Origin of the sequence: Brevibacterium sp. R8603A2 (assembly GCF_023072605.1) — a bacterium.
In the GTDB taxonomy this organism is placed as follows: Bacteria; Actinomycetota; Actinomycetes; order Actinomycetales; family Brevibacteriaceae; genus Brevibacterium; species Brevibacterium pityocampae.
On record NZ_JALLGN010000014.1, the window covers coordinates 21,581 to 35,003 of the forward strand.

Sequence of the window (13,423 nt, forward strand, 5' to 3'; positions counted from 1 at the left end):
GTTCCGTGAGTCCCGGGTGTCGTACCGTGACGAGGATACTCGGGAGATTCCCAGGTTTCATCCCCTGGACGCCCCGTGTGACGAGGTGCACGGCTAGAGTGCCCGGTATGAGCACCCCCGAGACGGAGCGTCCCGCATCCGAGGTGTCCCGCCCCTCGGGGACCGCGCCCAAGCGCTCCGTGCTGTCGTGGGCGCTGTGGGACTGGGGCGGTTCGGCGTACAGCGCCGTCGTCGTCACCTTCGTCTTCGCCCCCTACCTGACCTCCGGCGTCGCGGCGGACGAGGTCGCCGGCTCCGCGGCGCTCGGCTGGGTCACCGGCATCGCCGGGGTCGTCGTCGCCCTCCTCGCCCCGGCCGTCGGCACCCGCGCAGATTCGAGCGGTCGGCACCGGCTGTGGCTCGGCGTCAACACCTTCCTCGTCGTCGCCTGCGTGCTCGGCATGTTCTTCATCCGGGACTCCCCCGGCTACCTGTGGCCGGGCCTGCTGCTCCTCGGGCTCGCCGGGATCTTCTACGAGCTCGCCGAGGTGTTCTACAACGCGATGCTCTCCCGGATCTCCACGCCGAGCACCGCCGGGCGGATCTCCGGCTTCGGCTGGGGGCTGGGCTACTTCGGCGGGCTCGCGCTCCTCGTCATCCTCCTGTTCACCGTGATCCAGCCGGAGGTGGGCCTGTTCGGCGCCACCGACGAGGACGGGATGCGGTATCGGATCGTGGCGGCGGCCTCGGGCGTGTGGTTCGCGGTGTTCGCCGTCCCGCTGCTCGTGTTCGGCCCGCGCGATGTGCCGGGCGCGGCGGCCGGGCCCGGTGGGGGTGTGCGCGGCATGGTGCGGCAGTGGGGTCGGGACCTCCTCCACGTCGTCGAACGGATCCTCGACCTGTTCCGCAGCGACCGGGAGACGCTCAAGTTCTTCCTCGCCTCGGCGGTGTTCCGCGACGGCCTGACGACGATCTTCGCCTTCGCCGGGGTGATCGCACTCGGCTCCTACGGCTTCAGCGGTGCGGAGGTCATCTACCTCGGGGTGGCGGCGAACCTCGTCGCCGGGATCGGCGCGGTGAGCGCCGGCTGGTTCGACGACCGGTTCGGACCGCGCGCGGTGATCATCGTCGGGCTCGTCTGCCTCATCGCCGGTTCCCTGCCGATCATCGTCAGCGATTCGAAGACGGTGTTCTGGGTCACGGCGATGTGGCTGTGCCTGTTCGTCGGCCCGGTGCAGGCCGCCTCGCGCTCCTTCCTCTCCCGGATCACGCCGCCGGAGCGGGCCGGTGAGAACTTCGGACTCTATGCCACGACCGGGCGGGCCGTGAGCTTCCTCGGCCCCTTCATGTTCTCGACATTCATCACGCTGCTCGGTTTCCAGCGCGCCGGCGCGATCGGGATCGCCCTCGTCCTCGCCGTCGGCCTGATCCTCTTCCTGCCGGTGGGCCGCCCCGCCGAGGTGCGCGCACAGGAGAGCTGATCGCGCGGGCCGATCGATCACGCAGCGCCATCGACCTGCCGCCTGTGCTCGATCCCGCCATCGACCTGCCACCTGTGCTCGATCCCGCCATCGACCTGCCGCCTGTGCTCGAGACCCGGGCGGATTCTCGAGCATCCGTGACAGCTCGACGTGCCGATCGCGCGGTGCCGGCAGCTCGTCGCCCGAGGGCGCCTCGGCGGCGGGCATCCGACCTTACTCAGCAGTAACGGTCAATTGTGACTGTCGCCACTCCGGCTACTACACTGGGATGCAGACCCCATCCCTGAACGAACGATCGAGGAAGATCCATGGATAATCTGCTGAGCAAGGAAGAACTCGAGTTCGCACAGCACATGCGCGAGTTCTATCGCACCGAGATCCCCGAGGACATCCGTCGCCGCAACGCGATCGGCGAGGAACTGAGCAAAGAGGACATGGTCACCTCGATGCAGATCCTCAACAAACACGGCTACGCGGTGCCCAACTGGCCCGTCGAGTGGGGCGGCCAGGACTGGACTCCGGTGCAGCGCCACATCTGGCTCGAGGAGATGCAGCTCGCCTCCGTGCCCGCGCCGCTGGCGTTCAACGCCTCGATGGTCGGCCCGGTGATCGCGACCTTCGGCAGCCAGGAGATCAAGGAGCGGTTCCTCCCCAAGACCGCCAACCTCGACATCTGGTGGAGCCAGGGCTTCTCCGAGCCCGACGCCGGCTCCGACCTCGCCTCCCTCAAGACCACCGCGGTCAAGCAGGGCGACAAGTATATCGTCAACGGGCAGAAGACCTGGACGACGCTCGGCCAGTACGGCGACTGGATCTTCATGCTCGTGCGCACGGATCCGAACGTGAAGAAGCAGGCCGGCATCTCCTTCCTGCTCATCGACATGAGGACCCCGGGTGTCACCGTGCGCCCGATCCAGCTCATCGACGGCGGCCACGAGGTCAACGAGGTGTTCTTCGAGAACGTCGAGGTCCCGGTCGAGAACCTGGTCGGCGAGGAGAACAAGGGCTGGACCTACGCGAAGTTCCTGCTCGGCAACGAGCGCACCGGGATCGCCCGGATCGGCGCCTCGAAGGTCGCACTCGCCCGCGTCAAGGCCTACGCCGCGACCACCCGCACCCCGCGCGGCACGCTCCTGCAGGACCCGCTGTTCTCGGCGCGCCTGACCAAGGTCGAGGCCGAGCTCACCGCGCTCGAGTTCACCCAGCTGCGCATCCTGTCGACCCAGGCGGCCGGCTCCGACAAGCCGGACCCGCGGTCCTCGGTGCTCAAGCTGCGCGGCTCCAAGCTGCAGCAGGACATCACCGAGCTGCTCGTCGACGTGCTCGGCCCGCAGGCCCTCGACTTCGTCGACTCCCGCGAGGTCGCCGACGGCTTCACCACCCTGCCGCCCGGTGCCCCCGACGCCCTCAAGGCGTACTTCAACTACCGCAAGGTGACGATCTACGGCGGCTCGTCCGAAGTCCAGCGGTCCATCATTTCCAAGGCTCTGCTCGGCCTCTGAGCCACGACGATATTCGAAGGAGAATCGCCCCATGGATCTCGAACTCACCGATGTTCAGCAGGAGCTCGGCTCGACCGTCGCCCGCCTGCTCAAGACCAAGTACGACGCGGGCACCCGCGAAGCCCTCCTCGCCACCGACCGGGGTTGGAGCGAGGAGATGTGGAACCAGTACGCCGAGATCGGCCTGCTGGGACTCCCGTTCGCCGAGGAGCACGGCGGTGCCGGCATGGGCTTCGCCGAGGTCGCCGTGGTGATGGAGGAGTTCGGCCGCGCCCTCGTGCTCGAGCCCTACCTCCCCACCGTGGTGCTCGGCGGCGGCCTGGTGGACGCCGTCGGCACCGACGAGCAGAAGTCACAGGTGCTGCCCGGCGTCGCCGAGGGAACGACCTTCCTCGCCTTCGCCGGCCAGGAGCCGAACAGCCGCTACGACCTCACCAGCCCGGCGACCACCGCCGCGGTGTCCGGTGACGGTGCGACGCTCACCGGCGAGAAGTCCGGTGTGCTCGGCGGCGACGCCGCCACGCAGTTCGTCGTGTCCGCGGCCGTCGACGGCGGTGTGGGCCTGTTCCTCGTCGACGCGCAGGCCGAGGGCGTGACCGTCGACGTGCGCACGCAGGCCGACGGCCTCAAGACCGCCTCGGTGCTGTTCGAGAACGCACCGGCCACCCGTCTGGGCACCGGCGATGCGAGCGATGCGATCGCCCGCGTCATCGACACCGCCAACGCCGCGCTCGCCGCGGAGGCCGTCGGTGCGATGTCGGCCTCGCTGAAGATGACCGCCGAGTACCTCCACACCCGCGAGCAGTTCGGGGCGCCGATCGGCCGCAACCAGGTGCTCCAGCACCGGGCGGCGGACATGTACGCGACCCTCGAGGGCGCGAAGAGCATGGCGCTGTACTCGAAGCTCGCGATCACGCAGGACGTGGACGGCACCTCGAAGTCGCGCCACGCCGACGTCATCGCCGCGAAGATCATCGTCGACGACGCCGCCGAGCAGATCAGCCAGGAGTCGATCCAGATGCACGGCGGCATCGGCATGACGATGGAGTACCCCATCGGCCACTACGCCAAGCGCCTCACCGTCATCCCGCGCACCTTCGACGACGAGGACTCGCTCGTCGCGGAGCTCGCCGAGCTCGGCGGACTCATCGAGCCGGAAGCCGCAGACGTGAGCTGAGCGCCGGTCTCCGACAGCACAGAGCCCCTCGGTCACCCGAGGGGCTCTGTCGTGTCAGCCGGTCCTGCCGGTCGACCGCGCTGGGCGCCGCAGCCGACCGCCCGGCTCACCGCTGCGGCCGGGTCGGCGTCGAACTCAGCGCCGCGGTGGCCGGAAGCGGTCCTGCGGGTTCTGTCCCGGATGACCCTGACCCGGGTGGTTCTGACCGGGGAATCCTCCCTGCTGCCCAGGAGGGTACTGCCCGGGCGCGTGCTGACCGGGCATCTGCGGCCCGCCCTGGGGATGTCCTCCGGGGTGGCCGCTGCCCGGCTGCACCGGCGGGGAGCCCGCGGGTCCGCCGTAGCCCGCAGGTGCCGGTCCGGAGCCGTACCCCGGTGCGGGCCCCGAGCCGTACGGGCCGGGCTGCTGCTGACCGGGCTGGGGTCCGGGGCCGTGGTGGCCGGGCGCGGGTCCCGAGCCGTACTGACCCGGCTGCGGACCCGAGCCGTAGGGACCGGCTGCCGCTGCAGGTCCGCCCGGGTACCCCTGACCGCCGGGGGCACCGTACTGCGCACCCGGGGCACCGAACCCGGCACCCGCGGCACCGTAGCCCGCCCCGGCGCCCTGCTGCCGCTTCTTCTTCCTCGACATGAGGACGAGCACGATGATGAGTGCCACGATCCCGAGGATCACGATGATGCCGATGACGATGAGGACCCACCACGGGAACCCGGAGGCCTGCGCCTCGGCGGTGAGCTCTTCGCCCTCGAAGGTCTGCAGGTCCCAGGACGCGGTCGAGCCGTTGACCTCCGCACCGGGCGCATCGATGACCTTACCCGGGAAGGTGAACGCGATGACCGACTCGTCGAGCATCGAGCGGATGCTGTCGACGCCGAGACCGGTGTCGATGCCGGGTGCGGCACCGGGGTAGCCGCCGGTCGGCGGGGCGGGCATGTCCATCGACGGCATCGCCACCGGGTTGGGCATCGACAGGGAGATCGTGCCGTCCTGCTCGCTCAGCGAGAGCTGCGAGATGAATCCGAGCTCGTCCTCGGTGAACTCGGTGGGGTCGACGTCATCGAGGGTGAACCGGATACCGACGTAGAGCTCGTCGTGCACCTCCCCCGTGGTCACGCCGCGGTCGGACATGTCCGGCACGTCCCCGGTCATCTCTTCCAGGGCCTCGTCCGTGGTCTGCCCGAGGTCCTCGATCGCGGACTTCTTCATCATCACCGACATCGTCCCGGACAGTGTGAGGTCCTTGCTCACGTCGAGGTCGGAGTTGAGCTTCACACAGCCGGTGAGGACGAACAGGGTGAGCAGGAGGAGTGCGACCCCGGCGAGACGTGAACGCCGAGCGCGAGGCGGCAGGGACGCGGTGGGTGCCGGGGACATGGCCGAGCCTTTCGACGATGAGTGCTGGCTCAAACCTATGCGGCAGGCGGCCTCCCGCGCCACTGCCGGGCCGGCCCGTGGACAGCGGACTCCCCGGTCCTGCCGTCCCCGTGCCCGAGGTGCGGGCTCACCGGCGCTCGGGCGCCGGGTCCCGGACCGGGGCCCCGGCCGCGAGCTGGCCGAAGGCGTGCCGGCGGATCCAGGCGTGCATCGCGATCGCGGCGGCCGCGGCGGCATTCATCGACCGCGTGGACCCGTACTGCTCGATCGAGAGCACGGCATCGCACGCGGCGTGCGCGGCGTCGGTGAGGCCGGGGCCCTCCTGGCCGAAGAGGAGCATGCACGCCGCAGGCAGCTCAAAGGTCTCCAGCGGCACCGAGTCGGGGAAGTTGTCCACGCCGATGAGGCTCAGTCCGCGCTCGGCGCACCAGGCGGCGAGCGCAGCGGCGTCGGGGTGGTGGTGGATGTGCTGATAGCGGTCGGTGACCATGGCCCCGCGGCGGTTCCACCGCTTCCGGCCGACGATGTGGACGGCGGCGGCGTTGAAGGCATTGGCGGTGCGCACCACGGACCCGATGTTGAGGTCGTGCTGCCAGTTCTCCACGGCGACGTGGAACGAGTGGCGGGACCGGTCGAGGTCGGCGACGATCGCCTCGAGCGTCCAGTAGCGGTATCGGTCGACGACGTTGCGGCGGTCACCGGCGGCGAGCAGCTCCGGGTCCCAGTGGTCGCCTGCCGGCGGCGGGCCCTCCCACGGTCCGACGCCGACGGGCAGGCGCTCTGCTGAGCCCGCCTGCCCGTCGTCCTGGTGCTGCTCGGTCACCGAGCGCCCGGCTTCTTCCGCTTCGAGGCGGCCGAGGAGCCGGCTTTCCCGGACTTCCCGGCGGTACCCGGCTTCGCCGCGGACTTCCCGGTCGCGGTCTTCGCGGCCTTCGTCGCCGGAGCGGGCTTCCCGGTCGACTTCCCGGTCGACTTCGCGGTCGTGGCCGTGGACTCCTCCGCGGCATCCTCGTCCGGGTCGGAATCCTCGACGTCCGCGTCATCGAGGTCCGCGCCATCGACGTCCTCGGACCTGCCAGCGGTCGTCGACTTCCCGGACTTCCCGGACTTCGCGGACTTCGCGCCCGTGGCAGCTTTCGCGCCCTTCGACGACTTCGCGTCCTTCGTGCTCGTCTCCGCGGCGTCGTCGTCGCCGTCCTCGGTCTCGGCGCCCTTGCTCCGATCCCCCTTGACCTTCGCGGTCTTACCGGTGCGACCGGAGCCGCGCAGGAGGTTGCGGCGGTAGGCGGCGGAGGCGAGGGCGAACGCGATGAGTGCGGCGACGAGCACCGAGCCGAGCGCGATCAGACCCTCCCACCACTCGGCCTGGGAGGCGAAGTAGCGCAGCGGGGTCGCCACCGGAGCGGTGAACGGGATCCACGACATCCACTTGAGCGCCTCGAAGTTGTTGAGGAAGAACAGCGGCGCAAGCGCCCCGCCGAGCACGAGGATCACGGTGAGTCCTGCGCCCACCTGGCGGCCGCGGCGCTTGGCGGCGGTCGCGGCCCACAGGTACAGCGACAGGAACAGGAGGTGAGCGAGCAGGAACAGGCCGGCGAACCAGCCGAGTCCCGGCATCATCGACACCGCGAGCGAGGTGCGCGAGGCGATCGAGAGTCCGAGCAGGAGCACGCCGACGGCGATCGCGAGGTACCCCAGCGACAGCAGCGTGAGGCCGTACACCCGGCCCCAGGCCGCGGACTTCGCCGGGATGGTGGCGGCGATGATCTCCGCGATGCGATTGCGCTTCTCGACCCGCATGTTCGAGTAGAGCAGCGCGCCGAGGGTCATCACCGAGGCGATGAGGAGGAACGCCAGGCCCCAGCCGAGCGCCTTCGCGGCCTCGGTGTTGACCGCCGGGGGCTCGAGGTAGGTCACCGGCATCTGCGGGGCGAACTTGTCGAGCACGGCGGTCGGCTCGCTGTTGAGCGCGACGATCGTGTCGTTGCCCTGGCCCGTCACATCGGGGATGAGCGCGGCGTCGGCCTCGCCGTTGCGCACCATCTCCTGGGCGACCTCGACGCTCTCCGCGTCGAGGACCGTCATGCCGAGCTGCTGCTCGAACAGCGGGGCCTGCTCACCGATCCCGACGACCGCGACCGCGGTGTCGGAGCCGTCGCTCGTCGAGTCCGCGTTGCCGAGCCCGATGACGAGGGCGGCGAGCACGGCGAGCCCGATGGCGAGGGCGGTGACGTAGAACAGGGGGCTGCGGGAGGCGGTGGTCGTCTCCCGGTTGGAGACGAGCCAGGCCGCCTGGCGACCGGTGAGGTCACGGAACTCGGAGACGAGGCCGGTGCGCGGCTCGGTCGCCGGGTCCTGCCGGTCCTCCCGCAGCTCGTAGGGCACCTCGTCGTCATCATCGATCGTCGCGACCTCGATCTCCTCGTCGGCCGCATCCGCGTCGAGATCGTCGTCGGCGAGTTCATCGTCATCGGGATCGTCGGTGGCGGGATCCTGCGGGTCGACGGCGTCGTCCTCGGTCGTCGTGGTCTCGTCCTCGGTCGTCGTGGTCTCGTCCTCGACCAGGAATTCGTCGTCCTCGAGGTTCCCGAGGTCGGAGGACAGGTCGCGCTTCGGCCCGTTGGCGCCGGTGTCCTTGGGATTCGTCATCACACCTTCTCCTTGAACAGTTCGGCGAGGCTGGGCTCGACGGTGGTGAAGCCGCGCAGACCGCTCAGTCCGGTGACGGCGGCCCCGGCGGCGTCGACGTCGTTCGCCTCGAAGGCGACGGAATCGCCTGTGCGCGCGGCGGTGGCGACGCCCGGGCTCGCGGTGAGGTGCGCCTCGGCGGCGGTGGCCGAGGCCTCGTCGGCGAAATCGGCGCGGTAGCTGCGGTGGTCGGCGCGGAGCTCGGTCAGGGTGCCCTCACCGGCGATCGTGCCGTGCGAGAGCACGATGATGTCGTCCGCGGCGGCCTGGGTCAGCTCCCAGCTGTCGGAGGTGAACACGATCGGCACACCGGAGTCGGCGTGGTCGCGCAGGAGCTCGAACACCTTCTCCGAGCTCGCGGCGTCGAGTCCGTCGAACGGCTCGTCGAGGACGACGACGTCCGGGTCGGCGGCGAGGATCGCGGCGATGTCGACGCGCGCGACCTCGGTGCCGGAGAGATGCGACAGCGGCGCATAGGCGCGGTCGGACAGATCGAGGCGGGAGAGCAGGGTGACGGCGTTGCGCTCGGCCGCGCCCATGGTCATCCCGTGGAGGCGGGCGAAGAAGACGATCTGCTCGAGCACCTTCATGTTCGGGTAGCCGCCGCGCTCGCTGGGCAGGTAGCCGAAGTTCTGGCGGTCGCCGAACCCGAGCTCGTGGCCCTCGAGGGTGATGGTCCCGGAGTCCGGTTCGATGAGGCCCATGATGATGCGGGTGAGCTCGGTCTTGCCGGAGCCGCGGGGGCCGACGACGCCGGTGATCCGGCGGGCCTTCGCGGTGAATGACACGTCCTTGAGCCAGGTCTTGCGACCCGACTTGAGCGTGATTCCTGTGAGTGTGAGCACTGATCGTCCTTCTGTTCCGCCAGGGGTGCGCACGCGTCAGACCGATGGGTGCGCAGAGACAAGTGTGTCCCGAGGGTGGGACATGCCACAAACCGAGGGGCGGCCCGGCGCTCGTTATCCGGACAATTCCCAGTCGCCGCGCGGGGTGTGCCGGGGTGCCGAGGAGGCCCTGGGGCGCCCCGCAGCTTCGCCGGGGCCTGGGGGCTGGAATCGGGGGCCGGCCGGGGCGTGGAGCGGATCTAGTCGAGGCCGAGGTCCGCGGTGGTGAGGGCGGTGAGGTAGGGCAGGCCGGCCGCCTCGACCCGCTGCTTCGCTCCGGTGTTGCGATCCATCACGACGGCGACCGCGACGACCTCGGCCCCGGCTTCGCGCAGCGCCTCGACGGCGGTGAGCACGGAGCCGCCCGTGGTCGAGGTGTCCTCGACGGCGATGACTCGGCGCCCGGCGACATCGGGGCCCTCGACGCGCCGGCCCATGCCGTGGGCCTTGGCCTCCTTGCGGACGACGAAGGTGTCGAGCGGGGTGCCGCGCACCACGGAGCGGTGCATGACCGCGGTGCCGACCGGGTCCGCTCCCATGGTCAGGCCGCCGACCGCGTCGACGCGGTCGAGGTAGCCCTCGCGCTCGAGCAGGTCGAGCACGACGTCGCCGATGAGCGGGGCGGACCGGTGGTCGAGTGTGACCCTGCGCAGATCGAGGTAGTAGTCGGCCTCCTTGCCGGAGGACAGCGTGACGCGGCCGCGGACCACGGCGAGTTCGTCGATGAGGGCGAGGAGCTGGGTGCGCGCATCCGCGGCAGAGGTCTCAGACATGGCCCCAGTCTACGGCGACGGGGCGCCGGTGCCGGAGCGGTGAATACAGAAGTCCCGGGGCGCGGAGACCGCGACATCCCGGGACTTCTGCAGCACTCCCCTCGAGTACCCGGACGCATCCCCATACGTCCGTTTCATTCGTCCGATCCCCACCGGACGAATGATTCCATTTGACCACAGGATTCCGACGGCTGTAAACCGGGCGTTCACTTTGCTCGATTACTCTCAGTCTTCTCACAAAAAGCATAGACAAGCGCGAATTCGTGCGGGTCACAGGCATCACCCGGGCGCTCCGGGCGTCGGCGCAGGTCAGACCTACTGTGGAGTAGAGCCGCCGCTACTCGCGAGTACTGTCAGATGTCCACACCTCGTCACTGCGCCCGGGCACGCCGCGCCGCCCGATCGGACTCGGACGGCCCCCGCAGCGGGTGCGGCCCGGTCAGGAGTGCGGTCCGGGCCGGGCCGGGCGGCGCAGACGGCGGAATCGGAATCCATTGCTCAGGCCTCGCAGCAGCGGCCGAGGCACGGCCTGCGCGAGGAGGTAGGCGAGCTTGTACTGCAGGCCCGGCACGGACACCGCCTTCCCGGCGCGCGCATCCGCCAGCCCCTCCCGGGCGACCTGGTGCGCTGCGACCCAGGCGATGGCCGGCATCGTCGACATGTCCACGCGCATCCGGTCGTGGAACTCCGTGCGCACGAACCCGGGCAGCACCGCGGTCGCCGTGACCGGGGTGTCGGCGAGCTCCGCGGCGAGGTTCTCGGTGAATACGAGGGCGGCGGACTTCGCTGCGGCGTAGGCACCCATGGTGGTGAGAGCGGCCATCGACACGACGTTGACGATCCCGCCGCGACCCCGTTCGATCATCCGGTGAGCGGCGTGCCAGGAGATCTGCTGGACGGCGGAGTTGAGCACCCGGTCGAGCGCGACGAGGTCTGCGGGGCCCGTGCGGAGCACCGAGTGCTTGAGCCCGTAGCCGGCATTGTTGACCACGACGTCGACCCGTTCGCGGTCGAGGAAGCCGGTGACGGTACGGATCCCCGATTCGGCGGCGAGGTCTGCGGTGAGCACTCGCACCGGGACGCCGTACTCGTCCTCGAGCACCTCGGCGGTCTCCTCCAGCCGGGCGAGAGTGCGGGCGACGAGCACCAGGTGATAGCCGTCGGCCGCGAGCGCCCGCGCGAACTCCAGCCCGATCCCGCTCGTGGCCCCGGTGACGAGGGCGACGGGCACGGGGGTTCCCGGGGCGGGCGCGGCGCGCCTGGGACGGGAGACGGCGCAGGGGGTGCGGGAGTGGGGCGAACGGTCCATGGGATCACCCTACGGCGGGCCGCTGACGCGGCGCCCGCGAAACTCCGGCCTCGCTCCGGGCCGGAACGCCCGGGCCTCGACCCTGATCCCCAGGCAGTGCGCTCCGGGTCCGGCCCGTTCCGGTGTCCATGCGCTCAGGCCCCGGCCCCGTGTCCGAGGCGTCGAATACAGTGGGGGCATGCGAATCGCGACGTGGAATGTGAACTCGATCCGGGCCCGGGCGGAGCGGATCGGAGCATGGCTCGACCGCTCGGACGCGGACGTGCTGGCGATCCAGGAGCTCAAGTGCCGCGACGACCAGTTCCCCGCCCAGGTCTTCTCCGAGCGCGGCTACGAGGTCGCCTTCCACGGGCTCAACCAGTGGAACGGCGTCGCCATCGCCAGCCGGGTGGGGCTCGCGGATGTCGAGATCGGCTTCCCCGACGTCCCGGGCTTCGGCGACCAGGACGATGTCGAGGCCCGCGCGATCAGCGCCGACTGCGGCGGGGTGCGGGTCCACTCGCTCTACGTGCCGAACGGCCGCGAACTCGACCACCCGCACTACACCTACAAGCTCGCCTGGCTCGAGGCGCTCCGCGCGGAGGTCTCCCGGACGCTTACCGTGGACGCCGGCACCCGGCTGGTGCTGTGCGGGGACTTCAACGTCGCACCGGAGGACGACGACGTCTGGGACATGGCCGAGTTCGACGGTGCCACGCACGTCTCGGAGCCGGAGCGCGCGGCATTCGCCGCGCTCCTCGACGCCGGCCTCACGGACGTCACCCGACCCTTCACCCCGGGACCGGGCGTCTACACGTTCTGGGACTACCAGAAGCTGCGGTTCCCCAAGAAGCAGGGGATGCGCATCGACTTCCAGCTCGCCTCGCCGGCTCTGGCCGAGCGGGCCGAGGATGCGTTCGTCGACCGCGAGGAGCGCAAGGGCAAGGGTGCCTCCGACCATGCACCGGTGGTCGTCGACTACAGCGGCTGAGGCGCAGGCGGCCTCCGGATCGCCCTGATCTGACCCCTCATCCGACAAACTTAAAAATTCAGGCCGCGTTTCTTATAGGATCATCCAGTGGACCCTGCCAGATTTGTAAGTTCCGTGTTCGGCACCGTCATCACCGACCCCCTGCTCGTGTGGGACCACCCGTTCTTCAGACCGGCGCCGATTCCGCGTTCGATATCTCTGCGACAGGAGACCAATGATGCACTCTCCCGCGCGAGCCTGGCCCTGGGGAAGCTCGGGGGAGCGAGTCTGATCGTTCCGGACCCTTCGCTCTTCCTGGCCCCGTCGATGGCACAGGAAGCCGTGTCGAGCTCTCGAATCGAGGGAACCCAGGCTTCGCTCAGTGATGTTCTCTCTGCTGAAGCGGTATCCGATTCGTCTGCAGTGGATCCGGACCTCCAGGAAGTCCAGAACTATCTGGCTGCGATGAGGCTCGGTGTCGAGCTCCTGCCCGATCTGCCACTGACGCAACGCTTCATCAATCGACTGCATGAAGTGCTGATGACAGGCGTTCGCGGGGAAGAGAAGAGTCCCGGGGAGGCTCGCCGATCGACGGTCTGGATCGGGGCAGCAGACGCCACTCCCCGAACAGCCGCTTTCATTCCGCCCCACAATGAGTATCTGCCCGAAGCCCTGACCGACTGGGAACGATTCGCCAATGGCGACCACGCCATGTCGCCCGTCCTCAAGAGCGCGCTTCTCCACTACCAGTTCGAGACCATTCACCCGTATCTCGATGGAAATGGCCGCATCGGCCGATTGCTCATACTCTTCGGCTTCATCAGCGACGGGATCCTGCCTCATCCCACTCTCAACGTGTCCGGATACTTCGAAGCCCACCGACGCGAGTACTACGACCGGCTCCAGGCGGTGAGAGAACGCGGTGAGATCGACGAATGGGTGCAGTTCTTCGCCCGGGCCATCGAAGTGCGCTCCGACGCGTCATCCCGCAGACTGCAGCACTTGATCTCCACACGGGAGCGGTATCGAGAAGCTGTCACGCGCAGGAACGAAAGGACTGCATTGACGCATCTCGTCGAAATCATCTTCCGCAATCCCCTGGTCACCGTGGAGAGCGTGAGGCGGGAGCTCAACGTCAGCCAACCGACCGCGTCGACGGCCATCAGAGCAGCCGAGGCCGAAGGGTGGCTGAGATCCGAAGGCAGATGGGGCCGTGGCGGAAAGGAACGATGGGTAGCCCCTGAGATCTGGGACGCCATCAGTGGAGACGAATGATCGCAGGAACGGAATCGGCGCACTGGTGAGTC

11 protein-coding genes are annotated in these 13,423 nt (G+C 69.4%); 5 read left to right on the plus strand and 6 right to left on the minus strand.

What is annotated here, in order from left to right:
* Nucleotides 1–107 precede the first annotated feature (107 nt).
* From MTQ12_RS12930 to MTQ12_RS12940, 3 genes are all read left to right on the plus strand, one after another.
* Nucleotides 108–1,460 (plus strand): MFS transporter, encoded by a 1,353-nt coding sequence (locus MTQ12_RS12930; RefSeq protein ID WP_247618930.1) that lies wholly within the window; start codon nt 108–110, stop codon nt 1,458–1,460.
* 308 nt (nt 1,461–1,768) lie between these two features.
* A complete protein-coding gene (locus MTQ12_RS12935; protein ID WP_247618931.1) occupies nt 1,769–2,962 on the plus strand; it encodes an acyl-CoA dehydrogenase family protein in 1,194 nt (397 codons plus the stop codon).
* A gap of 31 nt (nt 2,963–2,993) precedes the next feature.
* Nucleotides 2,994–4,139, plus strand: coding sequence for an acyl-CoA dehydrogenase family protein (locus tag MTQ12_RS12940; protein WP_247618932.1), 1,146 nt, complete (start codon nt 2,994–2,996; stop codon nt 4,137–4,139).
* Nucleotides 4,140–4,274: 135 nt separating this feature from the next.
* Here the strand turns inward: MTQ12_RS12940 and MTQ12_RS12945 are convergent, their stop codons facing one another.
* From MTQ12_RS12945 to MTQ12_RS12970, 6 genes are all read right to left on the minus strand, one after another.
* Nucleotides 4,275–5,513: a hypothetical protein gene (locus MTQ12_RS12945; RefSeq protein ID WP_247618933.1), complete on the minus strand. Its 1,239-nt coding sequence runs from the start codon at nt 5,511–5,513 to the stop codon at nt 4,275–4,277.
* A 127-nt stretch (nt 5,514–5,640) separates the two neighbouring features.
* Nucleotides 5,641–6,336: a TrmH family RNA methyltransferase gene (locus tag MTQ12_RS12950; RefSeq protein ID WP_247618934.1), complete on the minus strand. Its 696-nt coding sequence runs from the start codon at nt 6,334–6,336 to the stop codon at nt 5,641–5,643.
* Nucleotides 6,333–8,162, minus strand: a complete 1,830-nt coding sequence (locus tag MTQ12_RS12955) for an ABC transporter permease (protein ID WP_137318733.1) — start codon at nt 8,160–8,162, stop codon at nt 6,333–6,335. The genes MTQ12_RS12950 and MTQ12_RS12955 overlap by 4 nt, the downstream gene beginning before the upstream one ends.
* Nucleotides 8,162–9,046: an ATP-binding cassette domain-containing protein gene (locus MTQ12_RS12960; RefSeq protein ID WP_137318732.1), complete on the minus strand. Its 885-nt coding sequence runs from the start codon at nt 9,044–9,046 to the stop codon at nt 8,162–8,164. Before MTQ12_RS12960 ends, MTQ12_RS12955 begins: the two co-directional genes overlap by 1 nt.
* Before the next feature lie 239 nt (nt 9,047–9,285).
* Nucleotides 9,286–9,858, minus strand: a complete 573-nt coding sequence (gene pyrE / locus MTQ12_RS12965; RefSeq protein ID WP_137318731.1) for an orotate phosphoribosyltransferase — start codon at nt 9,856–9,858, stop codon at nt 9,286–9,288.
* A gap of 439 nt (nt 9,859–10,297) precedes the next feature.
* Nucleotides 10,298–11,167, minus strand: a complete 870-nt coding sequence (locus MTQ12_RS12970; protein WP_247618935.1) for an SDR family NAD(P)-dependent oxidoreductase — start codon at nt 11,165–11,167, stop codon at nt 10,298–10,300.
* A 178-nt stretch (nt 11,168–11,345) separates the two neighbouring features.
* On the opposite strand from MTQ12_RS12970, the gene MTQ12_RS12975 reads away from it, so the two are divergent.
* Both MTQ12_RS12975 and MTQ12_RS12980 read left to right on the plus strand, forming a co-directional pair.
* Nucleotides 11,346–12,137 carry an exodeoxyribonuclease III gene (locus MTQ12_RS12975; protein ID WP_247618936.1) on the plus strand — a complete coding sequence of 264 codons (792 nt, stop codon included), beginning with the start codon at nt 11,346–11,348 and terminating at the stop codon, nt 12,135–12,137.
* Between the two features lie 114 nt (nt 12,138–12,251).
* Entirely contained in the window at nt 12,252–13,391 is a 1,140-nt protein-coding gene (locus MTQ12_RS12980) for a Fic family protein (protein ID WP_247618937.1), read from the plus strand.
* Nucleotides 13,392–13,423 lie beyond the last annotated feature (32 nt).

Coding starts and splice junctions, on each gene's coding strand:
- MTQ12_RS12930 (WP_247618930.1), top strand. CDS start 108: ATGAGCACCCCCGAGACGGAGCGTCCCGCATCCGAGGTGTCCCGCCCC.
- MTQ12_RS12935 (WP_247618931.1), top strand. CDS start 1,769: ATGGATAATCTGCTGAGCAAGGAAGAACTCGAGTTCGCACAGCACATG.
- MTQ12_RS12940 (WP_247618932.1), top strand. CDS start 2,994: ATGGATCTCGAACTCACCGATGTTCAGCAGGAGCTCGGCTCGACCGTC.
- MTQ12_RS12945 (WP_247618933.1), bottom strand. CDS start 5,513: ATGTCCCCGGCACCCACCGCGTCCCTGCCGCCTCGCGCTCGGCGTTCA.
- MTQ12_RS12955 (WP_137318733.1), bottom strand. CDS start 8,162: ATGACGAATCCCAAGGACACCGGCGCCAACGGGCCGAAGCGCGACCTG.
- pyrE (WP_137318731.1), bottom strand. CDS start 9,858: ATGTCTGAGACCTCTGCCGCGGATGCGCGCACCCAGCTCCTCGCCCTC.
- MTQ12_RS12970 (WP_247618935.1), bottom strand. CDS start 11,167: ATGGACCGTTCGCCCCACTCCCGCACCCCCTGCGCCGTCTCCCGTCCC.
- MTQ12_RS12975 (WP_247618936.1), top strand. CDS start 11,346: ATGCGAATCGCGACGTGGAATGTGAACTCGATCCGGGCCCGGGCGGAG.